The 25627-nt window shown below is 38.2% G+C and carries 30 protein-coding genes and 2 pseudogenes; 14 read left to right on the forward strand and 18 right to left on the reverse strand.

Annotation, left to right across the window (positions count from 1 at the left end):
* Positions 1-102 precede the first annotated feature (102 nt).
* Together U2718_RS15440 and U2718_RS15445 are read left to right on the forward strand one after the other, a co-directional pair.
* Positions 103-888 carry a phosphatase PAP2 family protein gene (locus tag U2718_RS15440; RefSeq protein ID WP_341998871.1) on the forward strand — a complete coding sequence of 262 codons (786 nt, stop codon included), beginning with the start codon at positions 103-105 and terminating at the stop codon, positions 886-888.
* A gap of 148 nt (positions 889-1036) precedes the next feature.
* Positions 1037-1465 (forward strand): hypothetical protein, encoded by a 429-nt coding sequence (locus U2718_RS15445; protein ID WP_341998869.1) that lies wholly within the window; start codon positions 1037-1039, stop codon positions 1463-1465.
* A gap of 44 nt (positions 1466-1509) precedes the next feature.
* Here the strand turns inward: U2718_RS15445 and U2718_RS15450 are convergent, their stop codons facing one another.
* From U2718_RS15450 to U2718_RS15485, 8 genes are all read right to left on the reverse strand, one after another.
* Positions 1510-2313 (reverse strand): prohibitin family protein, encoded by an 804-nt coding sequence (locus tag U2718_RS15450; RefSeq protein WP_341998867.1) that lies wholly within the window; start codon positions 2311-2313, stop codon positions 1510-1512.
* Between the two features lie 389 nt (positions 2314-2702).
* Positions 2703-3338: a pentapeptide repeat-containing protein gene (locus U2718_RS15455; protein WP_341998865.1), complete on the reverse strand. Its 636-nt coding sequence runs from the start codon at positions 3336-3338 to the stop codon at positions 2703-2705.
* A gap of 243 nt (positions 3339-3581) precedes the next feature.
* Complete coding sequence (locus tag U2718_RS15460) at positions 3582-3863, reverse strand: hypothetical protein (RefSeq protein WP_341998864.1); 282 nt, start codon at positions 3861-3863, stop codon at positions 3582-3584.
* 283 nt (positions 3864-4146) lie between these two features.
* Positions 4147-4821, reverse strand: a complete 675-nt coding sequence (locus tag U2718_RS15465; RefSeq protein ID WP_341998863.1) for a cadmium resistance transporter — start codon at positions 4819-4821, stop codon at positions 4147-4149.
* Positions 4822-5282: 461 nt separating this feature from the next.
* On the reverse strand, positions 5283-5984 hold the full coding sequence (locus U2718_RS15470) for a cadmium resistance transporter (protein ID WP_341998862.1): 702 nt from the start codon (positions 5982-5984) through the stop codon (positions 5283-5285).
* A 1-nt stretch (position 5985) separates the two neighbouring features.
* Entirely contained in the window at positions 5986-6993 is a 1008-nt protein-coding gene (locus tag U2718_RS15475; protein WP_341998860.1) for a prohibitin family protein, read from the reverse strand.
* A 43-nt stretch (positions 6994-7036) separates the two neighbouring features.
* Positions 7037-7783, reverse strand: a complete 747-nt coding sequence (locus U2718_RS15480) for a TerC family protein (protein ID WP_341998858.1) — start codon at positions 7781-7783, stop codon at positions 7037-7039.
* A 189-nt stretch (positions 7784-7972) separates the two neighbouring features.
* Entirely contained in the window at positions 7973-8584 is a 612-nt protein-coding gene (locus tag U2718_RS15485) for a hypothetical protein (RefSeq protein ID WP_341998857.1), read from the reverse strand.
* A 300-nt stretch (positions 8585-8884) separates the two neighbouring features.
* On the opposite strand from U2718_RS15485, the gene U2718_RS15490 reads away from it, so the two are divergent.
* Positions 8885-9070, forward strand: a complete 186-nt coding sequence (locus U2718_RS15490) for a hypothetical protein (RefSeq protein ID WP_341998855.1) — start codon at positions 8885-8887, stop codon at positions 9068-9070.
* Between the two features lie 23 nt (positions 9071-9093).
* Here U2718_RS15490 and U2718_RS15495 read toward each other — a convergent pair whose 3' ends face one another.
* The 3 genes from U2718_RS15495 to U2718_RS15505 all read right to left on the reverse strand — a co-directional run bounded on the left by U2718_RS15495 (position 9094) and on the right by U2718_RS15505 (position 11555).
* Positions 9094-9552 carry a DUF1634 domain-containing protein gene (locus U2718_RS15495; protein WP_341998853.1) on the reverse strand — a complete coding sequence of 153 codons (459 nt, stop codon included), beginning with the start codon at positions 9550-9552 and terminating at the stop codon, positions 9094-9096.
* Between the two features lies 1 nt (position 9553).
* Complete coding sequence (locus U2718_RS15500; RefSeq protein ID WP_341998851.1) at positions 9554-10390, reverse strand: sulfite exporter TauE/SafE family protein; 837 nt, start codon at positions 10388-10390, stop codon at positions 9554-9556.
* A gap of 382 nt (positions 10391-10772) precedes the next feature.
* On the reverse strand, positions 10773-11555 hold the full coding sequence (locus tag U2718_RS15505; protein WP_341998849.1) for a sulfite exporter TauE/SafE family protein: 783 nt from the start codon (positions 11553-11555) through the stop codon (positions 10773-10775).
* A 137-nt stretch (positions 11556-11692) separates the two neighbouring features.
* On the opposite strand from U2718_RS15505, the gene U2718_RS15510 reads away from it, so the two are divergent.
* A complete protein-coding gene (locus U2718_RS15510) occupies positions 11693-11851 on the forward strand; it encodes a hypothetical protein (protein ID WP_341998847.1) in 159 nt (52 codons plus the stop codon).
* Positions 11852-11902: 51 nt separating this feature from the next.
* Here the strand turns inward: U2718_RS15510 and U2718_RS15515 are convergent, their stop codons facing one another.
* Positions 11903-12259 carry a DOPA 4,5-dioxygenase family protein gene (locus tag U2718_RS15515; RefSeq protein WP_341998845.1) on the reverse strand — a complete coding sequence of 119 codons (357 nt, stop codon included), beginning with the start codon at positions 12257-12259 and terminating at the stop codon, positions 11903-11905.
* Positions 12260-12753: 494 nt separating this feature from the next.
* Here U2718_RS15515 and cutA point away from each other — a divergent pair, with 494 nt between their 5' ends.
* Entirely contained in the window at positions 12754-13110 is a 357-nt protein-coding gene (gene cutA / locus U2718_RS15520) for a divalent-cation tolerance protein CutA (RefSeq protein WP_341998843.1), read from the forward strand.
* Here the strand turns inward: cutA and U2718_RS15525 are convergent.
* The 6 genes from U2718_RS15525 to U2718_RS15550 form a co-directional block, all read right to left on the reverse strand.
* Positions 13076-13795 (reverse strand): 2-phosphosulfolactate phosphatase, encoded by a 720-nt coding sequence (locus tag U2718_RS15525; protein WP_341998841.1) that lies wholly within the window; start codon positions 13793-13795, stop codon positions 13076-13078. The two genes, cutA and U2718_RS15525, sit on opposite strands and share 35 nt — an antisense overlap.
* A gap of 8 nt (positions 13796-13803) precedes the next feature.
* A complete protein-coding gene (locus U2718_RS15530; RefSeq protein WP_341998839.1) occupies positions 13804-14220 on the reverse strand; it encodes a VOC family protein in 417 nt (138 codons plus the stop codon).
* 14 nt (positions 14221-14234) lie between these two features.
* Positions 14235-14396: a VOC family protein gene (locus tag U2718_RS15535; protein WP_341999061.1), complete on the reverse strand. Its 162-nt coding sequence runs from the start codon at positions 14394-14396 to the stop codon at positions 14235-14237.
* On the reverse strand, positions 14336-14608 hold the full coding sequence (locus U2718_RS15540; RefSeq protein WP_341999073.1) for a hypothetical protein: 273 nt from the start codon (positions 14606-14608) through the stop codon (positions 14336-14338). The genes U2718_RS15535 and U2718_RS15540 overlap by 61 nt, the downstream gene beginning before the upstream one ends.
* Entirely contained in the window at positions 14589-15194 is a 606-nt protein-coding gene (locus tag U2718_RS15545) for a GNAT family N-acetyltransferase (RefSeq protein ID WP_341998837.1), read from the reverse strand. The genes U2718_RS15540 and U2718_RS15545 overlap by 20 nt, the downstream gene beginning before the upstream one ends.
* Before the next feature lie 96 nt (positions 15195-15290).
* The gene (locus tag U2718_RS15550) at positions 15291-16574 is read right to left on the reverse strand and encodes an MFS transporter (RefSeq protein ID WP_341998835.1); all 1284 of its coding nucleotides are present in this window, start codon (positions 16572-16574) and stop codon (positions 15291-15293) included.
* 152 nt (positions 16575-16726) lie between these two features.
* Here U2718_RS15550 and U2718_RS15555 point away from each other — a divergent pair.
* The 9 genes and pseudogenes from U2718_RS15555 to U2718_RS15595 form a co-directional block, all read left to right on the forward strand.
* Positions 16727-17384, forward strand: a pseudogene (locus U2718_RS15555) (dienelactone hydrolase family protein); the annotation flags it as partial.
* A gap of 737 nt (positions 17385-18121) precedes the next feature.
* Complete coding sequence (locus tag U2718_RS15560; protein ID WP_341998833.1) at positions 18122-19951, forward strand: vanadium-dependent haloperoxidase; 1830 nt, start codon at positions 18122-18124, stop codon at positions 19949-19951.
* A 150-nt stretch (positions 19952-20101) separates the two neighbouring features.
* Positions 20102-20413 (forward strand): hypothetical protein, encoded by a 312-nt coding sequence (locus tag U2718_RS15565; protein ID WP_341998831.1) that lies wholly within the window; start codon positions 20102-20104, stop codon positions 20411-20413.
* A gap of 2 nt (positions 20414-20415) precedes the next feature.
* Positions 20416-20706, forward strand: coding sequence for an aldo/keto reductase (locus tag U2718_RS15570; protein WP_341998829.1), 291 nt, complete (start codon positions 20416-20418; stop codon positions 20704-20706).
* A 117-nt stretch (positions 20707-20823) separates the two neighbouring features.
* A pseudogene (gene folE / locus U2718_RS15575) lies at positions 20824-21372 on the forward strand (GTP cyclohydrolase I FolE); the annotation flags it as partial.
* 322 nt (positions 21373-21694) lie between these two features.
* Entirely contained in the window at positions 21695-22609 is a 915-nt protein-coding gene (locus U2718_RS15580) for a hypothetical protein (RefSeq protein WP_341998826.1), read from the forward strand.
* Positions 22610-22791: 182 nt separating this feature from the next.
* Entirely contained in the window at positions 22792-23874 is a 1083-nt protein-coding gene (locus tag U2718_RS15585) for an ABC transporter substrate-binding protein (RefSeq protein ID WP_341998824.1), read from the forward strand.
* On the forward strand, positions 23849-24667 hold the full coding sequence (locus U2718_RS15590) for an ABC transporter ATP-binding protein (protein ID WP_341998822.1): 819 nt from the start codon (positions 23849-23851) through the stop codon (positions 24665-24667). Before U2718_RS15585 ends, U2718_RS15590 begins: the two co-directional genes overlap by 26 nt.
* 86 nt (positions 24668-24753) lie before the next feature.
* Positions 24754-25608 (forward strand): ABC transporter permease, encoded by an 855-nt coding sequence (locus tag U2718_RS15595; protein ID WP_341998819.1) that lies wholly within the window; start codon positions 24754-24756, stop codon positions 25606-25608.
* Positions 25609-25627: the final 19 nt, after the last annotated feature.

Raw genomic sequence — 25627 nt, forward strand, 5'->3', positions numbered from 1 at the left:
TGTGTGGCAAAGTAATTGCCAGGCTGTATCTACACTTCAGTAGTAAAAATACACTAGTTTTACAAAAAACTACACTAACTACTACAAATTACTGTACTTAAGATGACAGAGTTAGACAAAATCAACAATGAGAATCAAACATTGCGCCTAAAGCCACAATTGGTTATGGAGTTTGTGCAGAAACTGTTAGTTACTCATTGGCGTTCTTTGTTACTGCTGTTCGTTGGGGTGTATTTACCACTACAATTTTTTGGACTACTAGCGTTAGAGGTACGGCAAAATGAGGGCGGCTTTCCTTGGGATTTACCGATTTTGGTGAGGATTCACTCTGTAGCCCAGCCCCAGTTAGACGTATTTGCTGCAATGTTAACTAAACTGGGTTCGTTTTGGAATGTATTACCCATCCTCAGCGCGATCGCACTAATTTTACTAATGCAACGTCGCTGGCGATCGCTGACTTATTTACTGATTACTGCTGCTGGTAGTCTGACTATCAATCGCACAGCCAAGGAGTTTTGGCATAGAGTACGTCCCCATCTATGGGATTCTATTGCACCAGAGTTTGATTATTCTTTCCCCAGTGGACATGCCATGACAAGTATGACCTTGATTGCCATTTTGGTAGTTTTAACTTGGGGTAGTATGTGGTGCTGGCTGACAGTAATTTTGGGTGGTGTATTTATATTGGTGATAGGCTGGACGCGTCTATATTTAGGAGTTCATTTTCCTAGTGACATTATTGCAGGTTGGATGGTAGCGATCGCTTGGGCAATGGACGTGAGTTTAATTATTCGACCTTTATCACAGTCAGCAAATACGATCAGTGAACAGCCAGTAAGTGAAACAAAATTGCTTCCTGAAGAACAACATTTAATCAATGAGGAATGAAATTTTTTAGTTTTTAGTATAGGTCTTTTTCATACAATTTAGATACGTGTAAACCCTATATTTTTATGTTTTAAATTTCGTTTAAGGGGTAGACTTTTTTAATTTTTTCTTTTAAAGTACATAAAGTGGATAGATTTACTGTACAAACATGATTAGTAGCAAAAAGAGCCAACAAGAGTTGTTATCACAAACTTCAGAGAATTTACCCAAAACCTTATTGCAGAAGCTTAGAGGTGGATTTTTCTTAGTGATTGGATATCTACTATCACCATTGTGCTGGTGGAATGATTTAATATTCAATTTACCAATAGCTTATTTTTTCGGCTATATTTGTAGTCTTTTTGCTCCTAAATTACTTATGCCTGGTGTCATAGTTGGTTATTGGCTATCTAATATTATTGGGATTCTCTTGATGCAAGCAGGTGCAATCGATATGTTTCAAAAAGAATCTCAAGAACGTAATTTAAAAAAGGAATTACTGACAGGTTTAGTTTCTTCAACTGCCTATACCTTTTTAATTCTGGCTCTAATCCAGTTTAAAATCATCGATACTCCTAATTTATTCTCTGGTAGCTAATCAAAAACCCAGTCTTTAAAACTGGGTTTTTTAATATAATCCAATTATTTCCTTTTTAAAATTTCATGTATATTTAAAAGCTTAGGAGCATCTTTAGTCATAATTAAAGGTAATTTACCATCCCATTTTTCTAGCGCTTGTCTTTCTAAAATTTCATTAGTCAAACTATCACGTAGTAATTTATTTACTTCTGCTTCTCCCTTTGCCAAATTTACTTTAGCCGCTGCCTCTTTAGCTGCCTTCAGTGCGATAAAATCTGCTCGTTTAGCATCTTGTTCAGCAATCTGTTTTGCCTCTACTGCTTCAGTAAATTTATCTGAAAAATTGATATGAACTAATGAGATATCATCAACTGCAATATGATATCCATGTAATCTTGTTGTTAATGTGTTATCTACTCCAGATTTTACTTCTCCTCGTTTAGTGACAATTTCTTCTGCTGTATACTTTGCCATCACTGCTTTTAAAACTTCTTCTACTGCGGGATTAATAATTTTTTCAACTACGTCTTTTTCATCACCAATCTCTTGAAAAATGACATTAGTTTCTTTAGGTATAATATGCCAATTTAATGCTACATCTGTAAATACATCTTGCAAATCTTTAGAAGAGGCTTCAGCAGATATTTCTTGTTTTTGAACTCTCACACTAATTCTTTTGACTGTATTAACAATGGGAATTATGATATGGATTCCCTCATCCAATATTGTTGCTTGTACTCTGCCAAACTGCATCAATACACCGCGTTCTCCTGCATTTACAACCACAAAAGGTGTCAGCAAAATTGTGATTAGAAATAATAATGCAGTTAGTTTACCAGCATTATTAGTAAATTTAATTTTTTTCATATTATCAAGAGAATTATTATTGTGTTTTTAGAATTTATTAAAAATTATAATATTAAATACATTACATTGATGGGGTTAAAGTAGTTAATAAATTTGAACCAGACTGTTTCTCTCTGCGCGATCGCTATCATGGGCAGTGGCTTAAGTGGTTCTACTGTGGGAGCGAATATTTTGCGAAATGCAACTATATCAATTTAGATTAAGTAGCCGTCATGAACTGCGTACTGAAGAGGACACGGCGACACGGAGACACAAAGACGCGGAGAAATTTTAATCGTAAGTGATTAGCCAGACTTGATATGAATTATCAAATTTAAAAAACTTAAGCCAGGGGGTAATCCCTGGCTTAAGCATTTATACAGTTAGCTTTGATTTCAGATTACTGTTACTTACTGATACTGATACGGATACTGAGCCATCATTCCTGGAGGTACTACTGCATCTTCCAAATCAGCTCCTAGCAGGTTTGCTCCCTGTATATTGGCAGTTGCAAGGTTTGTTTTTTGTAAATCTGCCTTTTGTAAGTTTGCTCCAGAGAGATTTGTTCCTTGTAGATTCGCTGCTTCTAAATCTGCATCATACAAGTTTGCCCCAGCGAGATTTGCTCCTGCAATATTTGCTTTACTCAAATCTACCTCCCGCAAATCTGCTGCTTGTAGGTTTGTTCCCTGCAAATTAGCCTTTTCTAATTCTGCTTTTTGCAGGTTTGCACCCTCTAAATTAGCTGATTGCAGATTAGCCCCTTCTAGTTGTGCCTCATAGAGGTTGCATCCAACACATTCATTGGTTGTTAAGAGGCGTCTAACATTTGCTGCAACAGGATCTACAGCCCACATTGTTGGGGGTGTGGCTGGAGCGGGAGATACTACGGTTGGAGGTACAGATTCAGTAGGCGTGGGTAGAGTTTCTGATTGAGACTGAGCTAGAGCATAAGGCTGATCTAACAGAGAAAATACCGCAACAAATGCTAGAAATACAGCACTTAAAATCCAAGAAGCTAATTTTTTTGAAGTTAGTTTGTTCATTAGTCTCTTCCTCTTAGAGTTGTTAATTTTTATTATTTGCGTTTAATTCACCTTGACTTTAAGATAAAACCAATCAAACTCTCAAAGCAAACATTATTATTTTTCCTAACAATAGATAAAAGTGATGATTTACTTTTGCTCTGATCAGCTATTTTTTTAGCTTTTTATTTCTAATTGTTGAATTATGTTTGGAAATACTAAATATAATTGCTTACTATTAGCTATTCTTGTCATTTCTTATCATTATTCCAGCTTGTCTGTATTTACCCAACGATTGACGAACTTGTTATCTTGTTTACGTACCCTGACTTGTACTTGTTTAGAACCTAGCTTGATTACTTCGGCGGGAATTCTTTGGATATGATCTGAGTCAGAACGAGCTTTATAAAGCCAAACAACTCTTTCACCCACAAAATATTTATGATTTTTGCTTAATTGCGATTCTTCATCCGCCCAAGCGGGAGAAATTCTTACTAAGTTGAGCAAAAGCATGAAGATTATTAAAGCTATTTGGAAAAATTTCATCGTCATTACATCCGTATCAGGTATTCAATACCTAATTTATACACACTTGCAATCAATTTTGTACTATCAACTGAAAAGCAAGCGGAATTTTACTTTTGTATAATTCATTTAAGAGCATCCCTGAAAGTTGTTTATAGCTTGGCATTTTCCCTGATTTATCAATTAATTTATGGGTGGAGATAGCCAGAATTTACATTGACTAATCACTAGTAGAAATACACTAGCAGTTTTCCCAATTAGATGAAGGTAATATGCTTTTCATTAAGGCGCGATCACCTCATCTCTAATTGAAAAGTGTTGCCACAATGGGAAAAAGTTGAAATGTGCCGCTTTTCATCATGATGGAGAAACCAAGCCAGATCAACACTACCGGGAAAACTTTTCGACCATAACGAGCCAAAAGCGGTGCCATGAGAGGATTACGAGTTAAATTATAAGAGAGGAAACACCACAGTCCGACAGTCAAGTAACAAACACATAAAATTACGCCCAAACTTGGAAGATTGCTACTAGCAAACAAAGGTACATAGATACCAATATTGTTTCCTCCATTAGCAATAGTTACTGTTGAAACACGGTAAGTCTGGGGATCGCACAGAGTTGCGAGTAATGATTTTTTACGACGTCTAGATTTGACTGAATGATTAAAGTCAATAGACACATCTTGGATGGTGTTTCCATCATCATCTCGACTCATGAGATTAATGATACCAATAGAAATTGGAAGTATTCCTAGCAAACCAATCCAAGCTTCTGGAAGAATTAAACCACCGAAAAAACCAGGCAAACTAGCAAATACTAGCGCGGTAAATCCAACAAATTCACCAACGATAATATGTTTGGGACGAAAGGCATGATTGACTTTTCCAAAGAAAGCCGTCAAGTATATATTGTCATCAAAAGTAGTTGCAAAGGCAGCAGAAATTCCAATAACTAATGTACCAGTTAGCCAATCCATAATTGTTGCTCACAATATTTCAAGTTTGTTGATTGAAATCCTTCTCTGCTTCTAGAAGTGAGGGCAGTTCAGAATCTAGTTCAATTTTTGTGTTATTGATGGCGATCGCCATTTATTTAATTCAAATTTTTTCTTCGCCAGGTAGCTTGTTCTTAATATTATGATTTTGGTCAGATAAGAGCAAATATTCTTTGTTTTGAAAATAATAAATTAAATTTATTAAAAAATAATTAGTTTAAATTAGCTATAAATAGAAATTCACCGCAAATACCACAGTATAAACGGGAGAATAATTTTTGATTATCAAAAAGGGCAAATGACACAGAACCAAGGTTTCCGGTTGCAAGCTTTATACCAATTTTCCAAATTAAGGCTACACATAGTTTGTAGTAGCGCTTAAGCGCAATTACAAACCTTTTTCCATCTGTAGCCAAAATTTAGGGAAATCGTATTAGCAAAGATTATGTAGAATCTCCAAAAACATCTCTAGCCTCCGTCATTAAACAGAAACCGATAATTGCCACAGTGAGTACAGCTAAACCACGATTTTCTAAAGTGTGGCTATCAAGCAAAATGAAGATACCCAATCCTATTAAGACAAAAGGAATAAAATAACTGCCGTAGCTAGTGAAGAGTTTAGTAAGTTTAGGAACTTGAGTAAATCGATAGGCGGCATAGCACCAAACCGCAACTAAAGAAAAGAAGACTGTCAGAATCACTCCCAAATCTTCCCATGTACTGCTAGCGAATAACGGCACATAGATACTGAGATTATCACCGCCATTAGCGATGGTTACAGCTGCAACCCCATAAGCTTGAGGTGAGAACAGGCTAGCTAGCCAGGAATTGTGGAACTGTTCGGGTTCTAGTGGGGTTTCATCCTCATCACTCTCTGGATTAAGCAAACGATTAATACCAATGGCAATTGGAACCGTACCCAAAAGTCCAATCCAAGCTTCTGGAAAAAGCCTACCACCAAAGAAACTGGGCAAACTGGCAAGCACGAGTGCCGTAAAACCTAAATACTGTCCGATGACAATATGTTGATGCCGAAAGTTTGCATTAACTTGCGAGAAAAACAGTAGCAGAACTACAATATCATCCAAATTAGTAGCGGCGAAGGCAGCAAATCCAGTTGAAATTGCAGTGAAAAAGTCATTCATTTTATTTATCTTTTAAAAGTGCAGAAGTCAGTTCAGAGCGAGATTCTACTCTTACTTGATTAGGGTTTTTCTGAGCTGCTTTGACAATTTCATCTAACTCTAATTGAAAGAGTCTAGTATTATCACCACCACCTGCTGAAATCCAAGGCATTCTACCATCCCATTTAGCGATCGCCTGTCGTTGTAAAATTGCTGGTGTCAGCGATTCCATAATTAATTGGTGTGCTTTGGCTTCTCCTTTAGCTAAATTTACTTTTGCTTTTGCTTGATTTTCTGCTTTCATAGCTATAAATCCTGCACGTTTAGCTTCTTGCTCGGCAATTTGTTTTGCTTCTACTGCCTTATTAAACTGCTCTGTGAAATGAATATTTACTAGAGAAATATCATCTATTTCTATATTGTAAGTTGCCAATCGAGAGGTTAAGGCTTGATCAACCTCAGCTTTCACCTCTGTGCGTGTGGTAATTATTTCTTCAGCTGTATACATTGCCATCACTGCTTTTAAGACTTCTTTAACAGCAGGGTTAATAATACGATGGACAACAGCTTTTTGATTTCCTATACGTTGAAAAATGATATTGACTTTTTCTGGAGCAATGTGCCAATTCAATGCCACATCTGTGTAAACATTCTGAAGATCACGAGATAAAGCTTCAGCAGAAATCTCCTGGTTTTGCACTCGTATACTTAGCTGTTCGACAGTATTAACAATTGGGATTACTGGGTGAATTCCTTCAGTGAGAATTTCTGGTTGCACCTCACCAAAACGCATCAAAACTCCTCGCTGTCCAGGATTGACAATCACAAAAAAGCTGCAAATAATGGTCAAAACTAACAACAACAAAACAATTCTTACAATCGCTTGAATATCTTTATTTTGTTTTGATGCCGAATTTTGTTTATTAATAGTCTTTGCAGATTCTAGATTAATTTCTCTAGTCTCTTCAACAAAATTTGGATTGTGAGCTAAATTTTGTTTGTGAATACTCGTCGCCGATTCTAAGTTCATAGTTTTATCTTTCCTAATAAAAACATCTTGATTTAAATTCAGTTCATCTTCTTGTTTTTTCACAAATATCGATATTTAATATTTCCTGAGCTTCTGGTGTAACTCGCTTAGAAAATCCCCAGATAAACAAAAATACAATTAAAGTTAGCATCAACCACTGAGGCGGTACATGGTCTGGTATTAAAGCTTTAAACATTAATCTCACGCCTACACCAAATACTGTTAAATAAGCAGCATCTAACAAATAGGTAAACTCAGACAGCCAGTGTACAAATAAGCCAGCCATAAATCGCAGGGTGATAATACCAATAATGCAACCAGTCAAAACTAACCATGTTTTACTAGAGACTGCAACTGCGGCTGTGACACTATCTAGAGAAAATGCCAAATCTGTAAAAGCAATTAAAAGAATAATTTGCCCAAATTGATAATTTTTATCTTTTGGAGAGTCAACAGTTTGCTCTTCTGCTATATTCGGGTAAAAATAGTTCCAAAAATGCTTTAGAGATAACCACAAAAGGTAAAGTGCTCCTCCCAACTCAAACTGCCAAAACTGGATCACCCACGTTGCTGTAAAAAGTAAGGAAATTCGTAGAACCAAGGCAATAATTAATCCCCAATTTAGAGCTTGACGTTGTTGTTGTGGATCTTCAATATCTTGAGCTATTGCTGCTAAGGCAACTGCATTGTCAGCAGACAGAACAGTTTCTAAAGCGACTAATACCAGTAAAAGACTAAAGGTTTTAATAGATAAATCTGCAACCAAGTGTCCAGTTAGCTGTTCTAACATTCTGATTTCTCCAGTAATTCCCATACTTAGACATTGAGTTATGAAAATTTATTTTAATGAAAATAGGGTTAGGCTTGAGGATTTCAACATCTGCATCTAAAATCAAAATTCCTATTAGTTCCCGCCCTATTTAATCACCCAAAAAATTAACTCAATATCGATTTGACTAACTTTGTTACAATCTCGAACTTAGCCATTATCTCCACTTGTCAATGTATTGGGAATGCGAGAATCAACAAAAGCTTGCGATACATTCGGGATAAACCAATCTTTTTCACCAGGTTTAACAAACTTGGCATTAGGAAGATTGAATTCTAATTTAGAAGTATCTGGGTTTTTCTTGACTAAAAGTTGTGTCCCATCCATAATCTTGATGGCAACAGCACCAGTTTTATCCAATCCTGCAATTTTCACATCACCAGGCAGGTAAACACCCTGACAATCCCATTGATCTGGTGTAGTTTGCCCGTTGGCTAGAAAGTAAAGTTGATTGCTCTCAGATTCTTCTGACTCTTCGCCAGCATTACCGTAAATTGCCAAGTTACTGCCAGTCTCGTTGCGACATTGTCCCCAAGCTATCCCTGACTCTATCGCTGCTTTTTGAAACTCTAATTCATCAATTTGACGTTGTAAATCTGCGGAAATTGTACCTTCAGTATTTTTCTTCAATTCTTTGATAGTTTTTGTGACTTCGATGTAGTCTGGATTTTTTTTGTAGCTAGGATCTGCCCAAGAGGGTTGGGCGACAAGTAAGTTAACAAACAGAACTGCAACTACAAGTGCAACTTTCAGAAGTTTCATGATTTTTCTCCTTTGATAACTAGAGATTTTTTGGCAAACTTTTAGGCAGACTAGATGTTTGATATCTAGGTAAGGCTGTGTTAACAGAATAATTTATCGTCTGCTGTTGTTGCCTGAGTTCATTGGCAACCTTGGTTTTACTTTAGATTTTCTCGCTGATACGGTCAAACGTATTTTTTGTTTGAAACAATAACCAGAAGTAATTGAAGTTTGCAAAAGCCAATAAAACTCACTTAGATATTCTTCCCGCACCAATACTGCTCGCCAAAACCTATGGCTCTATTCGCTTAATCGAGAGAGATGAATTTCAACAGTTTTGACTTACCTTTTGCTGTTTGTCTTTTAGTCTTTGAAAGCATCGTAGTCAGAGCGATCGCTTTGACAGCAGCTAAAGCAATCTCTAAAAAGACTAAAACTAGCAGTGCCAAAAAATATGCACTCTCATTTCTCCGACTTTGTCAAGAAGTCGGAGAACTGCATTTTTAATGTATTTGTGTTGATTTACTTGATTAATATGCTGCTATAAAGCTATAAATTAGCCCAGAAAGTGCTAGAAGCGTCATCATCGTATAAGTAAAATCTTTTTGCCACATATAAGCAAATACTGAAAGTGCAACACGAATTACAGGAATAGCAATTAATTGTAGAAGCCCAAATATAATGATACTGTTGTAGCTACATGACAAAATGCCTCTGAATACAAGCTTGGGAGCATCTAACACAGATGGTTGTCCTTCAAAAAATTGGTAGTTAGCAGGTTCTGTACCATAGCGAATTAAATATAAAATTCCACCTACCAAAACTGTAGAACAAGCAAGAAGAACACCATATTTTAATAAGCTGCTGATTAACTGCTCAAATTGCTGCTCGTTAGATGTTTTTGCGTAATTATCCTGGCACGCAGATTTAGACATACTTTGTTCATCATTATCACCACTACCAAAATGATGAAAATTAGATAGATGCATCTTAAAATCCTCCGGCTAAACTGTTGTAAACCATTTTTAATGCCATGACCACAAGTACTAAACTAAAGACAATTCTCAAAGTTTGAGTATTAGCCCCTACTAAAGTTTTTGCCCCTAATAAAGCACCAGGCAATACGCCCAACATCACGGGCATTGTTACCGCTGGCTCGATATAACCCCATGCTAGGTACAAACTCGCTGATGCTGCTGCTGTCACACCAATCATAAAATTACTGGTGCTTGTGGAAACTTTAAACGGCAAACCCATAGCCTGATCCATTGCCAAAACCTTGAATGCACCGGAACCAATGCCAAGTAACCCAGAAAGCACTCCTGCTACAAACATGATGCAAAACCCAATTGGTACACAATTAACTTGGTAAGACATCAGCCCATTAGAAGTTGGATAGGTGCTATTGAGTTTGAGATTTATAGCTAGAGGATCGGGTGAGTTATTCTCATCATGTTTAGACTTTGGTCGTCCTGATAGGTAAGCTGAATAAAGTAGAACGATCGCAAGTACAACTGTGAGTGCTTTCATAGAAATGAAAGAAGCAATTAAAGCTCCAATTAACGCTCCGCCTATGGTTGCTACTTCTAGAAACATTCCTAACCGCAGATTAGTATAGCCTTTCTTGATATATGTAGATGCAGCCGTGCAAGAAGTAGCAATTACAGACACCAGTGAAGCACCAATTGCATATCGGATATCAATTCCAAAAACTGAAGTTAACAAGGGTACAATGACAACTCCACCCCCTAATCCAGTTAGCGCCCCTAAAAAGCCAGCCAGGAATGAGCCAATAAAAATTAACAGGGAAAATTCTAGGATATTCACCGTTCATCCCCCAAATAAATGTATAAAAAGATTGTGGTTTTCTCAATTACTAGTTTTTATTAAATAGAAATAGCTAATTTTAATACCAAACTTGGTAAAAACTATTACTAAATTTTGAAAGGTGATAGCCCACCAATCTTGTTTCTGGATTTAACCTAGAAACGCTAATTAGAGCCTCTAGCTCGGATTGAAAATGGTGTAATATATCAAAAACCCTAGTTTTACTCTAAATTTATTAGTAGAAAGAATCAAATACTATTTTTTTCAGAATAATAATTAAAAGTAATGCCTAGAAAATATATCAGAAAATTGTTTTAATCACCGATTTTTAAATTTAATTTGATGAAATAAAACTTATTTACTAAACTGAAGGTGTTAAGAACTAGATTGTACTAGATGAGCGATTTTGTTCTTGATATTTTCGCAATGTGATAAATGCCAGGATAGCAACTACCGTTAGATAAATACGCTGTAACCATACATTACTCAATTTGAGAGTAATCTGACCTCCAATTATCCCACCTAAAAACATCGTAATACCAAGGATTATTCCCAAATAATAATCTACTATTCCTTGATATATAAAAATACTTGTGGCTATCAAGGATGAAAAAATATTAATAAACTTAGTAGTTGCGATCGCCTCCACAAATGTCATCCGAAACAGCATGACATAAGCCGCCGTGAGTAGAGTTACATAACCACCACTAAAAAAGCCACCATAGATACCAAGGATGAAAGTAGCTACATAGCCTGCAATTTCTCCTATACGTGGAGGTATCACTTCAATTCTGGTACCTTGAGTATTACGAGTAATCACTGATAATATCGTCACTATTATCATTGAAATAGAAATTACTAATGGCATTGATTTGGAAGGCAAAATCAGTACAAGTAGTGCTCCCAAAAATGACCCTACTATAGTTAATAACGTCAGTAATGGTAGTCGTTTGATCTGAATGATTCTTTTACCAATAAAAGGTAAAGTTCCACCAATACTCATTAACGTTAGTGCAAGCATATTAGTAGCGATCGCAGTACGTGGCTCTACTCCAAATTCAAGCATCAAAGGCACAGTTATCAAAGATGTACTACCAGCAATAACGCTAACAATGCTGGCTATAAAAAAGATTCCACTAAGAAATACTATTTGATAAATGTCCATAATTTATTTTGACTATTAGTAAATAGTTTAAAGTCATTTTAGTATTAATTTAATTACTAAACTGATTCTCCGCGCTTACTCAGCGTGCCTTTGCGTTTAAAAATTCCCCAGCAGATAGCGAGAAAATTCAATTTAGAGTGGAAGCAGCTGAGAGACTGAGCGATAATCGAGAAGTTATGGTCGCAGATATTCTCAAAAATTCTGGAGTGCAAGCTTTGGCAGTAGATGGCAACATTTCAGCAGTTCAAGAAGCTGTTGATTTTCATCTGAGGCTACTGGCAGATTATTTTAATTGATGGTAATGGCGCAGCTTTACCGATTATTAGCGATCGCCCCTTTTGGCTTTGTCAAGTTACTCTTACCTGTCGTAGAAACTCGATATTTAACTTTAGCTTCTCTCCTAGCCAAAGAGAATAGTCTGTATGATCTGCTACATCATCGCCAGTTGTCGGATGAATAAGAATATCTAATCCTGCACGATTGAGCATTAACCAGGGAACAACCTTACCAAACTGCTCTGGAGAGAATGCAACTTGATACATTGCTTTTGGATGGGGGCCGATGGGCTGTTCATGCCAGCGTCCAAGCTGTACATTAAAATCAGCGCCTAATCCTTCGCGTATATGTGCAGCCGCCTCACGAGTTGTAGTATCGAAGTAAATATGGGCGTGAAAACCAGTGATTTTAACAGTGTTATATTGCATAAGTTTTAGCTCTACTTTTACCCGGTTTGGATTTTCGATTTTGGATTAGGAATACTTGCATTTTAAGTAAGATTTCGAGCCTGCCATGCAAGCATAGAAGGAGAATTCTTGTGTTCAAATTTTATCAAGTGCGATCGCAAGAAGGCGGGTGCGTTGCACCATCACTTCACAAACGCTTACCCATACTAACAACATCATCAATTTTGAAACCAAGGCACTCGTAATACAACTTATGTAATACTCTAATTAATTTACTCCTAAAAATCTATCAATTTAGTGTAGATTTAAAATAAAGATATAGAAATAAAGAATGTGGGAATACTAATAGAACTTTTGTAACAGAGCGATCGCCATATTTTAAATTTTAATGTTGCCGATAGTTATGTTTATGCTAAAAGCACATGATAATTTTCCTATTTTTACATGAATCACTACATTAGTGTCAGCACTGTAATCAGAAACATTATTGATAAAATTTACTTTCTTGCTTATATATGAAACTATACTACATTACCTTAAATAATTCAGATGAAGCGCGTCAGAACGGACGTGTTTTGTTAGAGCAAAAACTAGCCGTTTGTGTTAACTGGTTTCCGATTACCTGCGCTTACGTTTGGCAAGGAGAAGTTAAAGAAGAACCAGAGGTGGTGTTAATTGTGAAAACTCAATCAGGTTATCGGGATGAGATTGAAAAGGTAATTAACCAGTACATTAACTACACTAACTTTATTGCAGAAATTTTACCTGCGGAAATTAATCAAAACTTCTTGGAATGGCTGAACGCTGAAGTTCCCATTTTAATTAAAAACTTCAGTCTTATATCTGGCAATTACTGTAAGCATTTTCACTAAACCAAGGTATACAATCACTAATATTTAAAGCTGCTGCTAATTCAACATCAAATTCAAAACCTTTAGCAATCAACTCTTTTCCAGAACTGCAATTTTTTAAGTGTGCTAGCAAATCTTTTTTAAAATAATTAAATGCTGCTACAGCAGTTTCTGCTTCTGGAGAGAAATTACCATTCAAGAAACTAAGGATTGCTCCAGCACCAATTAAATCTTCAAAAGCTGGACGTAAGCTACCATCTTCCCATTTTTCACCTGCGGCAATCACTGCAATTTTCGATCCATATTTTTGAGCAAATTTTGCTACCGCCTCACAGTTTCGCAAGCAACCAGCGATAGTAGGAGTCTTTCCAGTTAGTAAAGTTAGGGAAGAACCATTGGGTGATGGGATCACCAGCTTAGTTCCCACAGGAATTTTAGTCAGAGATGCAGGGGAAAGTGAATAGCCATCTTTGGCGAAACGACTTTTTGACAATTCTGCTTGCACAGACTTTGCATATTCAAGTGCAGAGTCATCACGCCATTGATATGGATAAATAATTGCACCATTATTTGTAGCAATTTCTGTTGCAGTTGAAAAAGATAGAACATCAACAATAATAATTATGTCACTAATGGGTGCAAGTTGAGAGGCTCCTTTTGTACCCCACTCACAACGTATTTCAAATTCTTCTTGATCAAAAATCATTGTTTTTACTAATGCTGTTGCAAGTCTTCCACTTCCAATACTATAGATGGGTTTCTATATGCCTTGATTTCAATCAAATTTCCACTTGGATCAATCAATAGCATCTTCGCTTGTTCTGCGTCAGTACCCATAAAAGAAACATTTGGCTTTATCTTAAATTTAACTTTCATTTGATTAAAACGATGTGCAAGAATATCCCAATCTTGCCACGCTAAAATTGCACCAAAGTGACGCACACCATGTTTATCCGTAGGTAACACTTCAGAAGGCAGTTCGTGAAAAGTAACCTGTCCTCCAAAAAGAAATATGTCGAGCCATTTGTCACGTACACGACCAACTTTAGCACCAAAAGTAGTGACATAAAAGTTCTTAGTTTCTTCGAGATCTCGAACAGGTAAAGCAATATGAAAGATTGGGCGAAACATTTCAATAATTCCTTCTATTTATGCTTAAACTGTACAATTTCGATCCGATTCCCAGCAGGATCGCGAAGAAAGAAACGTTTCCGTTCTAGTCTGAGTTGTTTATCAAGAATTATTTCTACTTGATGCTTTTGTAAGTGTTCCTGAAAAGCCTGTAAATCATGTACTGAATAACAAATATGTCGTCTAGATGTTGCGTTATCAGGATTTTTTCTATACTGACATGAATTTGAATATCTCCTAAAACATACCAAGCCCCTCCATTATCTTTAATTGTTTTAGGCTTATCTATTTCAGTAAGTCCCAAAACTTTGCTATAGAAAAATAGCATTGCATCTTCTGCTTCCGGGGAAGATGTCACTTGAATATGATTAATCCCATTCAACCACATAATTACTGTCTCCAGTTTTGATGAGATTTTTGACACTATTTTCTGTTGTCAAAACTTTTTCAAAAACAAAGGCATCAACCCAGGTATCAGAATTGTAAATTAGCTCTCCTACCTGCTGATATCCTCGACTTTTATAGAAAGATAAGAGCTTGGAATGAGTTTTCACAGCATCTACTCGTACAGCATGATATTTCCGTGTAAGTGCGAACTTTTCAATAGTGCCTAAACACCATGTACCTAGTCCTTTTTGTTGTTGTTCTGGCAGCACAGCTAGTTTATGCACATACACGGCAGGCACGTTCGCAACTTGCCAACATATGTTTCCATATTTGACGTAGTTGAGAGGTACTTTTGTTGCAAACTCTAAAGTAAAAGTACCGACTAGATTTTTACCAACTTTAATAGCATAAACCTCTAGTTTTTCCGCATCTTTAAGCATACTCTTTAGAGGGTATATTGGAGCAAGCCAATGAGTTAAACCAAATCTTGCTTGTAAATCTAGTCCACAAGCAATCAGAATTTGGTGTAAAGGTAGAATGCCATCAATACTGACACGATAAATAATAGGTTCCTGTTTGCTACTCATTTCAGATAGTTCAGTACTAGATGAAAATAGAAATTACTTTAATAATATAAAAGATAAACTCATATTTTATTTAACTTGTGACATCAAAACCATATCTCAATATATAGGATATAGTATATTTTTAATTTTAGGTAGTTTTCTAGCAAAAAAACAAGCTCCTATAAAGCAACAGATACCACCAAATAGTAAAGCGTTAGCAACTCCAACTTGACCTGTTAGTCCACCAAAAAATAAATTTCCAAAAGGTAGTATTCCCAAAAAACCTGTTGTAAATATACTTGTAACTCTACCTCTTTTATTTTCATCAACAAGAATTAATTGAATAAAATTACTAATTGCAGCAAGAGTGAGAGTATTAGCCATTCCAACAATAAAAATCAAAACTAGGCAAGTTTCTAAGCTTGCTGAACGAGAAAAAAGTATTAAACCTAAACCAAGACTCATGGCAGAACGAGCTATTATTTTCCCTAAGCCTGTAGCTTCTTTACGAAGAATTAGATAAAGACCTGCTACTATAGAACCAAGTGCTGAGGCTGTCATGAGAAATCCCATCGTCTCAGCATTACCATTTAATATATTTTTAGCAAAAATGGGTATTAAATTTATATAAGTCATTGCCATAAAGCAAATTACAATTTGCAAAATGAAAACATATTTTATTGGTAAAAAGTTATATGCAAATACAAAACCTTCTTTTAAATTTTTCCAAATATTATCTTTTTTAGTGCGAGACTGATTAGGTAATGAATTAATTTGAGTAGTTAAGATAGCCAAAATAAATGGTATATAGCTGACACTATCTACTAAAAAACACGAAGCAGTTCCAGTTTTAGCAATTAGTAAACCTCCAATCATTGGGCTAACAAACTTAGCTGTATTAATTAAAAATGAATGTATGGAAATGGCGCTATAAGTATCTGCTTTGTTATCCACAAGTCTGGGAATAGTTACAAGACGTGCTGGTAAATCAAAAGCTTTGACTGTTCCCTGAAGTATACCGATGATAATAATCCATACAAAGCTGATGTGATTACTAAGAGTTAGAAAAGTTAGAGTAGAGGATAGCAAAATAGAGACTAGCTGAGTAGTTAATAAAACATATCGTAGATTCCAGCGATCCAGTAACACACCCACCAAAGGAGTAATAATTAAACCTGTAGCTTGATTAGTAAATCCAGCTACGCCAACTAACATGGCTGAATTAGTTAATTGATATACCATCCATACCAAGGCAATTTGAGTCATCCAAGAGCCAAAAAAAGATACACTTTCTCCTATTACGAAACAACAAACATTTGGAGATTTTAGAGCTGGTGGGATCTGAAAGAAACTAAACAGATGCTTGTCTTTTGCAGAACCTTGTTTATTACTTTGTTGCATTTGTACTTTCGGGAAATTATAAGTTTTACTTATTTAAGTACACTAAAACTTAGATTTACATATATTTAGTATATCTAAATATATAGGAACAAGAATGTCAAGACAATTAATTAACTACGGTTAATCGGTAGGTATACAGTGGTATTGCTCAAGGAACTTTTCCAGCAGTAATTGTGATCCAGGAAATTTTTTGGAGTGAACATTCACATCCGGGAAGTGACAGAAAGATTAGCTAATGAAGGGTATGTAGCTATAGCACCTGCAATTTTTCAGCGCCTTGCTCCTGGTTTCCAGGCTGGATACACCCCTGAAGATATCCAGATTGGCAGAAAATACAAAGAACAAACCAAAGCAGATGAAATCTTAAGTGATATTCAAGCGACTATTACCTATCTGAAAACTTTGCCAAACGTGAATGGTGATGCGATCGCTTCTATTGGTTTTTGCTTTGGCGGACACGTTGTATACTTGGCTGCAACACTTCCAGAAATTAAGGCTACAGCATCTTTCTATGGTGGTGGTATTGTTAACTCAACTCCTGGTGGTGGTGCGCCCACCATTACCCGTACCCCAGATCTCAAGGGTACTGTTTACGCCTTCTTTGGTACTCAAGATCCAGGAATTCCTCAAGAGCAAACAGAGCAAATTGAAGCAGAGTTAAAAAAATATCAAATTCCTCACAAAGTCTTCCGCTATCCTGCCGAGCATGGTTTTTTCTGCAATCATCGTGGTAGTTACAATCCAGAAGCTGCTGCTGACGCTTGGAGCAAAGTAAAGGAATTATTTAACAACCAGCTTCAGACAGTCTAAATCTTTTGCATATAGTGTAATACGGTTCAGTTAATGATTGCCCACACTTTTAAGGTGCGGTTATACAGGTAAAGCCTGCAAATGCAGACTTGGTTCCAATCCCCTCAAGCTTGAGTCTGCAAGCTTAAATGAACTGTATTGGAATGTAGTAATTGTGGGTTTAGTTAGCATACAACTGTTTTCCTAGTCATTAGTCATTAGCTTGAATATGACTGGTGACTTTTTTGATGTTACTAAAACTAGACAAAAATATTGTCAGAAGAATAGCTTCTAAATATCTCTGAATCTAAAGTTTATGTAATTTTATAACAACTCTTGCTTTTGAAATATATTTGTGTAAAATTCTATCTTAGCATCAAATACGGTAAACTAATCGATTTAAAGTACTTTATTCACTAAGCATAAGCAGATCGGCTCTCAACTTTGAACTGCATATGCCAGGTTAGGAGTATCTTAAGGAAGCTTTCTAAAAGGTGTTTCAAGTAGTGCTTCTGAACTCAAATTCTTAGTTCAAGAGTCCTAGTCGGTATATGCATAGATAGTAGTTTACGTGCTTGTTTTTTGACTGTTTTCCTTTACTAGCAATACTTTAACGCAGGTATTGGGTAAGTTTCCTAATCTTGGAACTACTCTTGCCGGAGATTGCTTTGCATCTGTGCTGACGGATTAGTTACAGAGAACCTACCCTTTTGTAGTGCAATTCTGATATTTCACTTTCTAATAATGGAGATAATCTCATGCAACCCGATCGCAATTCTCATCAAGCTTCCCAAGAAGATAGACAAGTACAAAACGAAACAACAAATCTTCAATCTCGTGGTACAGGAAGGAAGCGTGGCAGATTTTTATTAGGCAGCGGCGTTACAAGACGCTCATTTCTCGGTCATACTGGTATCTTTACTGTTACTAGCGTTGTTGCAGGGGTGGTGGGTTCTTCTTTCTCTAAGAAAAAAGGGATTGTCCAGGCACAAGAAATTGCTCAAGCTGGGAATCCTGTTAGACAGTTCAACTATGTTCAGTTTCGCCAGAAAGCCTTTCAAGTGCGTCTGGAAGCAGCACGAGCCAATCAGCAGATTGAGATTCCACCACATCCAACTAACGGTGATGAAGAACGCTACTCCAATAAAATCGCCACTGACACTAGGGGACTACCGCACAACCAGCAAGGCGAAGTTGATCTTAAAGCCTATGATTCTTTGATTAGAGCACTGACAACACAGAACCCGGATGACTATGAAAATATTATCCTGGGTGGGGCGAGGAAACTAGTCAACCCTCAAGGCCCATTGGCAATTAGCTTAGAAGGGATCAATGCATCTCAGGTGGGAATTCCGCCAGCGCCCACTCTAGATAGTCCAGAACAAGCAGTAGAGGCAGTTGAACTCTACTGGCAGGCTTTATTGAGAGATGTACCTTTTCATAGATTTGAGGACGATCCGAAAGTCTCGGCAGCGATCGCAGAACTCAATAATCTTTCAGCTTTTAAAGGGCCAAAACAGAATGGTAGTGTTACTCCCCAAACCCTATTTCGCGGTAGTGTCATCTATGTTGATGAAAGCGATTCTTCAGGTAGAACGGCAAAACATATCATCCCACCTGGAGTGACAGAAGGCCCTTATATTTCACAGTTTCTGTTACGGGAGATTCCTTACAATACCCAGGTTATTTCACCCCTAATCCGTACTGCTCTTGCTGGTAAGGAAAATGACTTCCTCACTAATTACGAAGAATGGCTAACTGTTCAGAATGGAGGCAGTTCTGGTAAGTCCATTAAGTATGATCCAACACGTCGTTTTGTATTCACTGTTCGGGATTTAAGTGAATTAGCACATATCGGTGGGGCTTTGTTCTTTGGAGCCTTCTTGATTCTTAGTGGTGGAATTAGAGCACCCTTAAACCCAGGTAATCCCTATCTCAACTCAAAGACTCAACTAGGTTCTGCTGCTACGTTTGCACCAGCACATTTTCAAGCTTTACTTAACCTAGCTCCTTCACGAGCCATTAGAGTTGGTTACTGGCAAAAGTTTTATGTACATCGGCGTTTACGACCGGAAGCGTATGGTGGGTTAATCTACAATAACCTTGTCAATAAAACTGACTATCCGATTAATTCAGAAGTTCTAAATTCCACAGCTTTAGCTCAAACTTTTAGCACCTTTGGCACCTATCTATTACCCCATGCCTATCCTGAAGGCGCACCTTTCCATCCTTCCTATGTTGGTGGTGCTGCTTCTATTGCGGGTGTACAAGCTACCCTTTTGAAAGCCTTTTTTGACGAGAATTTTATTATCCCCGATCCTGTAGTACCCGATCCTAACGATCCAACAAAAGTAATTCCTTACAGTGGAGCACCACTTACAGTCGGTGGTGAATTGAACAAGCTAGCAGCTAATTATTATATTGGACGCGGTCATGGCGGTATTCATTGGCGTTCGGATGGTGCAGCTGGCTTGGCTTTGGGAGAAGAAGTTGCCATTAGCATCCTCAGAGACGAAAGACTGGGGTATAACGAAAAATTTAACGGCTTCACGTTTACTAAGTTTGATGGCACACAGATAACCGTCTAAAGCTAATTACAGAAAAGTGCTTGCAATGCGAGTGCTATTTGTGCGAAAGTCTTATTTGCGGCTACTCATTACGGTAACTCGATAGAGTTACCGTATTTTAAAGATAAAAGACAGAAATAAATGTAGCGACGCAATCGTTTGGAAACAGCGATGCTAAAAGACTCTCAAAATCTGGCTGTTAGTACTAACTCATTAGAGGCTCTAAATGCCATTAATGGCTTTTGCGAGCAATTATTGAGCGTTGGCAACAACGCTAAGGTTATCCTAAAAGCCGTTGAAGCAGATCCACTCTCTACCCTTGCCAATATTTATGCAGCAGCTTTCTATCTGTTTTCTGGCACTAGCGATACTTTCGCCCAGGCGGCAAATTATCTTAATGCTGCTAAAACACATCTTGCTGACGCCAACGAACGCGAACAACTCTATCTAGCTGCCATTGCTATGTACAAGCAACTTGGTTAGAGGTGATTTTACCTGCTGTTCGTGGAATGATAGCTCATGCTCAGGGGGAATTGCAGGATTTTCAAATAGTCGATCGCGTAGTCGATTTAGCGCAAAAACGGGGCGTTAAACCAGCGCAAATTGCCCTAGCTTGGTTGTTGCATCAACCGGGAGTGACTGCACCTATCATTGGTGCCAGTAAGATAGAACATCTCAAAGAAGCAGTTGAAACTGTGGATTTGGTGCTTGCTGAGGAAGAACGCAAGTTGCTTGAGGAACCATACAAACCTCATCCCATCTTAGGGCATCGCTAAAAAATTAGTGTAATCACAAAATATTTTTAGGTTAGAGTGCCAATGACAATCGAGCTTAATTACCAATTCTGCTCCACAACCCTAAATGATGAGCGATCGCACTTACAGCCAATTGAGTCTGCTGTCAAAACACTACTGCTAGACGTGGGAGAAGATCCCAATCGTGAGGGACTCTTGAAAACACCCAAGCGAGTAGCAGAGGCAATGCGATTTCTCACCAGTGGCTATCACCAATCTCTAGAAGAATTGATTAACGGTGCCATTTTTGACGAAGGTCATAACGAGATGGTACTAGTACGAGATATTGATGTTTTTAGCCTCTGCGAACACCATATGTTGCCGTTTATGGGTAAAGCTCATGTTGCTTATATCCCCAATCAAAAAGTCGTGGGATTAAGCAAACTTGCCCGGATCGTCGAAATGTATTCCCGTCGCTTGCAAGTGCAGGAGAGATTAACCAAACAAGTAGCCGAAGCTATTCAGACGATTCTCGAACCACAGGGTGTTGCGGTTGTGATTGAAGCTACTCATATGTGTATGGTGATGCGGGGAGTACAGAAGCCTGGTTCTTGGACTGTCACTAGTGCAATGGTAGGTGTATTTCAAGAGCAAAAAACTCGTGAAGAATTTTTCAACTTAATTAGTCATCAAGCAAAGTTGTTTTAGGTAGAAGATAGCAGCTTTTACATAGGCAAACCATGCGATCGCGCTATCTAAGCTCCAATATATTTGACGCTTAAGAAATATCCGTGAAATTTTATAAGCTTGCTTTTTACAAAAAACTATGAGATATTTTCTTTTAAGAGCAAATACGGTTTATCTACCAGTTTACCGTAGTTTAGCAAGAGAGAAAATTTAGTTGAAGCAAAGCTCTTAAGAATGTAGCTCTAGTTGAAAACAAAACTTGACTACATAGTTTAAGCAATTGCAACTATCAAAGCTTATTAAATTTTCTCCTACGCTCATTACAAAATTTTACAAAATTACCATGAGTAGTAATTCCATCACGACTCATTTAAGATTGTTTGACTCAGGCGGTTGGGTATTGCCTTGGCAAGTTGCACACCAGGAAGGTTTCTTTGCTGAGGAAGGTATTAGTGTTGAGTTCACAGAAGGAGAACGCACGGAAGAAGCCCTGCGTCAATCCACTGCGGATCTGACTAAGAGCTACAAAGAAACTAATCTATGTGCTGGTAATATTGATGTTTATTCAGCCTGTGAGTGGGGCATTATTAAGCGTGTAGTAGAACTCCAGTCTGGAAAAATTATTGGTAATCGGCGCACGGTTGGCATGGTTCACACCATCTACGTGCGAGAAAACTCTGGATTGAACACACCAAAAGATTTGGCTGGAGTACCAATTGCTGTTAACTTCAACTCAGGCTCCTACTTTGCAGCATATGAAGCTTTGGAAAATCACGGTATACCCCGCAATCAAATCAAGCTGATTCACTTTGGTGCACCCATCAAGCGGGCGGAAGCATTATTTACTGCTCAGGTAGAAGCTAGTTCCTTGATGGAACCTTACAGCACATTGGCACAAGTCAAGGGATTCCGTCCTCTTCTAGAATACCCTGGTCGCGGTGGCTGGGTTGGAAGTGAAAAGCTGGATAAACCAACATTAGAAGCTTTTTACCGAGCAGTCGCCAAAGCTGTAGATAAAATTAACCAACAACCAGAAAAATATAAAGAACAACTTGTTAATATCCTAGTTAAGGATGGCATTGATGCACAGACAATAGACAAAGTCCGGGCAGCAATTAAAGTGCCACGTTATCTACCACCAGAGCCTCTGAGTCGAGAAGGATTTGACAGTACCTATCGCTGGATGGTAGAGCGAGAACTAATTGCTCCAAACGCGACTTATGAGCAAGTGGTTGATACGCAACTTGTTTCTGCTTGAACCATCTGAAGTTAGGTTACAAACTAAGTTTGCTTTCATAAATTGGCAGCTTTCGTGCAACTAAACCTTGTGTCTCCTCTGAAGTTGGGAGGGATGTCTTAAGCGCATCTCTCCCGCCTTTTCTCTAGATATTTCTTTCCGCCCACTGCACTAGTTCAATATTTTCCTAAAGGATAGTTGCAATGGTAAAACGCCGACGTTTTTTAAAAAATTTTTCTTTGGGAACTGTGACTGCTTTGACACTCATCGCTTGTCAGGATTCCAACTCAACTGGAAAGTTAGAGAACCAGGATAGTAATGCCTCCACTACTACTTCTAGTAAAAATCCTGCCGTCAAAAGCCAAACTACTGTTAAGTTAGGGGCAGTTACCGGGATCAATTCTATCGATGTTTGGATTCCTTATGATTTGGGCTACTTCAAAGCAGCTGGATTAGAAGCAGAAATTATCCAGTTTAAGAGTGCCACAAAGATGCGGGATGCTTTAGTAGCAGGAGAAATTGATTTTAGTGCTCAGGCTCCACTGCACGTCTATCTTTCTCGTCTCAAAGGCATACCTCTAAAAGTTGTTGCTAATCGTCGAAATATTGTTGATGCAGCGCTAATTGTTCGCAAAGATTTAGAAGCCTCTACTAGACAAGTCTTGGATCTCAAAGGTAAAAGCATTTCTGTGGGAGCAATTGGCAGTTGGAGTTGGGCATTGACTCAAAAGTACCTGCAACATCACGGACTCGATCCAAGTAAGGATGTCAAATATGTTGCCAGTGAGTCTAGTACAAATTATGCCTTAGTTAAGAGTGGTCAAGTTGATGCAGCAGTAACTCCACCACCAGATTTGACACGCTTGATCCAAGAGCAGGCAGGTTTTACCTTAGTAGATCCTACAGAGCCATCTGTACACCAAGAATATTTTGGAGCCTCAGAGGCAATGACTAGGGCATGGCTTGCCCATGAGCGTATTTTGAAAGAGAAACCAGATGCGATCGCCAAATTGGTTGAGGCTGTCAACCAGACGATGCAATATTTACATACTAAAAGTCCAGAAGAAGTAGCCGAGACAGTTGCCAAGCGCTACGAAGGAACTCCTCTCCCCGTACTGACTGAGAGTATTAAAAGAGATATTAAAAGAGCCATTCCTGATAACGCTTCTATTAGTAAAAATGCTTATTTAGCTGACCAGAAAGTATTTATAGACACTAAAATTGTCACGAAGTTAGTGCCGTATGAAGAGGGTGTATACGATGCCGCAGCTGGAAATCGGGCTTAATCGTGAGTCGAATTCACCTAGTCCTTACGCTTTGGAAGCACAGCACGTTTCTATTACCTATTGGAGTAAACATAAACGAGTTGAAGCTCTCAAAGATATTAGCTTTGCCGTAAAACCAGGAGAATTCTTGAGTTTGATCGGCCCTAGTGGGTGTGGTAAAAGTACTTTATTGAACGCACTGGCAGGTATTAGCAGAGCAGGGGTAGAACTCGATGGAGAAATTAGACGTCCCCGCCATCAAGTACTCGGCTATTTGTTCCAAAAGCAAACCTTACTGCCGTGGCGTACAGTTTTGGAGAACATGGTTGCACCTCTAGAAATTCGTGGTGTGCCTAAAATAGAACGGCGAAATAAAGGTTTGGAATTATTAGCAAAGTATGGGCTGCAAGGCTTTGAACACAGCTACCCCAGTGAACTTTCAGGCGGAATGCAACAACGAGTTTTGCTCATTAGGACATTAATTTATCAGCCAGATGTGGTGTTACTTGACGAACCACTTAGTAGCTTAGACGCTCAAACCCGCGTACTCTTGCAAGATGAGTTTCTGCGCATCTGGCGGGATACGGGATGTACTTTTATATTAGTTACTCATGATTTAGAAGAAGCTATTGTCCTTTCCCAAAGGGTTTTTTTGTTGGGGGTGCGTCCGGGTAGATTAGTGCGAGAATTTTCAATACCACTGCCAAGCGATCGCTCCGCTTTGACAATCCGCACCGATCCCAAGTTTCAAAATCTCCAAAGAGAAATATGGCAGGATTTATTCCAATCCCTAGTCGGGATTTATGCACAATAGCTTTCTCACTATAGACAAAATAACAGATTCGCTAGAGCAACGTGGATTCAACTGGAATTGAAACCGCCATAACTGGGAGGGTATCAGTGAGCAACAAACTCCTTATCGAACGGGCTACTCAAAGGCAGAAAATTTTTAGACAACCTAGTATTCAAGGACTGGCAAAATTTTCCAGATTGGGACTTCAGATACTACCATTGCTTATAATTCTGTTTGTCTGGGAACTTGCTAGCGGTAGTTGGAGCGATCGCTTTAAGTTTCTAGAAGCTGCTGTTTTAGGTAAGCTAAGTGGAATTGCTAGTGAACTGATTCAACTGGTAGCCAGTGGCGATATTTTGATTCATGTGTGGGTGACATTTCAAGAAGCACTGGGAGGATTAGCAGTCGCGATCGCTGCTGGAGTGAGCCTGGGGATTATACTATCCTACTCTCGCCAAAGTGCTTTATTAACGTTACCCTACATTCAAATCTTAAATTCTATTCCCCGAATTGCTTTAGCTCCCTTCTTTATTGTCTGGTTTGGCATCGGTTTAACCTCAAAAGTAATTTTGGCAGCCTTAACCGCCTTTTTTCCTATCTTTTTTACCACCTACCAGGGACTAAGTAGTATTGAGCAGGAATTAGTAGATGCATTTCAAGTTATGGGAGCAAGTCGGCTACAAATTCTGCGGATGGTGATACTCCCAGCAGTGATGACTTGGGTAATTGCCGGAATTCGCACTAGTTTGGGCATGGCATTGGTGGGAGCAATTGTGGCTGAATACGTTGGCTCTACCAAAGGGCTGGGATTTTTATTGATGGCAGCTCAAGGTGTATTGAATGTTGATCGGGCATGGGCGGTTTTGGTTGTTCTAGTAGTGATAGGAGTTTTCTTAGATTGGTCGATTCGTCGGCTGGAAGCCCACATTTTACGTTGGCGAACAACCGCGAGGGAGCTATAAAATCATAGGTAGGAATCTG

Origin of the sequence: Chlorogloeopsis sp. ULAP02 (genome assembly GCF_038404745.2) — a bacterium.
Classification (GTDB): Bacteria; Cyanobacteriota; Cyanobacteriia; order Cyanobacteriales; family Nostocaceae; genus Chlorogloeopsis.

Excerpts from the sequence above, each read along its gene's own strand:
- U2718_RS15440 (WP_341998871.1), top strand. The coding sequence starts at position 103 with ATGACAGAGTTAGACAAAATCAACAATGAGAATCAAACATTGCGCCTA.
- U2718_RS15445 (WP_341998869.1), top strand. The coding sequence starts at position 1,037 with ATGATTAGTAGCAAAAAGAGCCAACAAGAGTTGTTATCACAAACTTCA.
- U2718_RS15450 (WP_341998867.1), bottom strand. The coding sequence starts at position 2,313 with ATGAAAAAAATTAAATTTACTAATAATGCTGGTAAACTAACTGCATTA.
- U2718_RS15455 (WP_341998865.1), bottom strand. The coding sequence starts at position 3,338 with ATGAACAAACTAACTTCAAAAAAATTAGCTTCTTGGATTTTAAGTGCT.
- U2718_RS15460 (WP_341998864.1), bottom strand. The coding sequence starts at position 3,863 with ATGAAATTTTTCCAAATAGCTTTAATAATCTTCATGCTTTTGCTCAAC.
- U2718_RS15465 (WP_341998863.1), bottom strand. The coding sequence starts at position 4,821 with ATGGATTGGCTAACTGGTACATTAGTTATTGGAATTTCTGCTGCCTTT.
- U2718_RS15470 (WP_341998862.1), bottom strand. The coding sequence starts at position 5,984 with ATGAATGACTTTTTCACTGCAATTTCAACTGGATTTGCTGCCTTCGCC.
- U2718_RS15475 (WP_341998860.1), bottom strand. The coding sequence starts at position 6,993 with ATGAACTTAGAATCGGCGACGAGTATTCACAAACAAAATTTAGCTCAC.
- U2718_RS15480 (WP_341998858.1), bottom strand. The coding sequence starts at position 7,783 with ATGTTAGAACAGCTAACTGGACACTTGGTTGCAGATTTATCTATTAAA.
- U2718_RS15485 (WP_341998857.1), bottom strand. The coding sequence starts at position 8,584 with ATGAAACTTCTGAAAGTTGCACTTGTAGTTGCAGTTCTGTTTGTTAAC.
- U2718_RS15490 (WP_341998855.1), top strand. The coding sequence starts at position 8,885 with ATGAATTTCAACAGTTTTGACTTACCTTTTGCTGTTTGTCTTTTAGTC.
- U2718_RS15495 (WP_341998853.1), bottom strand. The coding sequence starts at position 9,552 with ATGCATCTATCTAATTTTCATCATTTTGGTAGTGGTGATAATGATGAA.
- U2718_RS15505 (WP_341998849.1), bottom strand. The coding sequence starts at position 11,555 with ATGGACATTTATCAAATAGTATTTCTTAGTGGAATCTTTTTTATAGCC.
- U2718_RS15515 (WP_341998845.1), bottom strand. The coding sequence starts at position 12,259 with ATGCAATATAACACTGTTAAAATCACTGGTTTTCACGCCCATATTTAC.
- cutA (WP_341998843.1), top strand. The coding sequence starts at position 12,754 with ATGAAACTATACTACATTACCTTAAATAATTCAGATGAAGCGCGTCAG.
- U2718_RS15525 (WP_341998841.1), bottom strand. The coding sequence starts at position 13,795 with ATGATTTTTGATCAAGAAGAATTTGAAATACGTTGTGAGTGGGGTACA.
- U2718_RS15530 (WP_341998839.1), bottom strand. The coding sequence starts at position 14,220 with ATGTTTCGCCCAATCTTTCATATTGCTTTACCTGTTCGAGATCTCGAA.
- U2718_RS15540 (WP_341999073.1), bottom strand. The coding sequence starts at position 14,608 with ATGTGGTTGAATGGGATTAATCATATTCAAGTGACATCTTCCCCGGAA.
- U2718_RS15545 (WP_341998837.1), bottom strand. The coding sequence starts at position 15,194 with ATGAGTAGCAAACAGGAACCTATTATTTATCGTGTCAGTATTGATGGC.
- U2718_RS15550 (WP_341998835.1), bottom strand. The coding sequence starts at position 16,574 with ATGCAACAAAGTAATAAACAAGGTTCTGCAAAAGACAAGCATCTGTTT.
- U2718_RS15560 (WP_341998833.1), top strand. The coding sequence starts at position 18,122 with ATGCAACCCGATCGCAATTCTCATCAAGCTTCCCAAGAAGATAGACAA.
- U2718_RS15565 (WP_341998831.1), top strand. The coding sequence starts at position 20,102 with ATGCTAAAAGACTCTCAAAATCTGGCTGTTAGTACTAACTCATTAGAG.
- U2718_RS15580 (WP_341998826.1), top strand. The coding sequence starts at position 21,695 with ATGAGTAGTAATTCCATCACGACTCATTTAAGATTGTTTGACTCAGGC.
- U2718_RS15585 (WP_341998824.1), top strand. The coding sequence starts at position 22,792 with ATGGTAAAACGCCGACGTTTTTTAAAAAATTTTTCTTTGGGAACTGTG.
- U2718_RS15590 (WP_341998822.1), top strand. The coding sequence starts at position 23,849 with ATGCCGCAGCTGGAAATCGGGCTTAATCGTGAGTCGAATTCACCTAGT.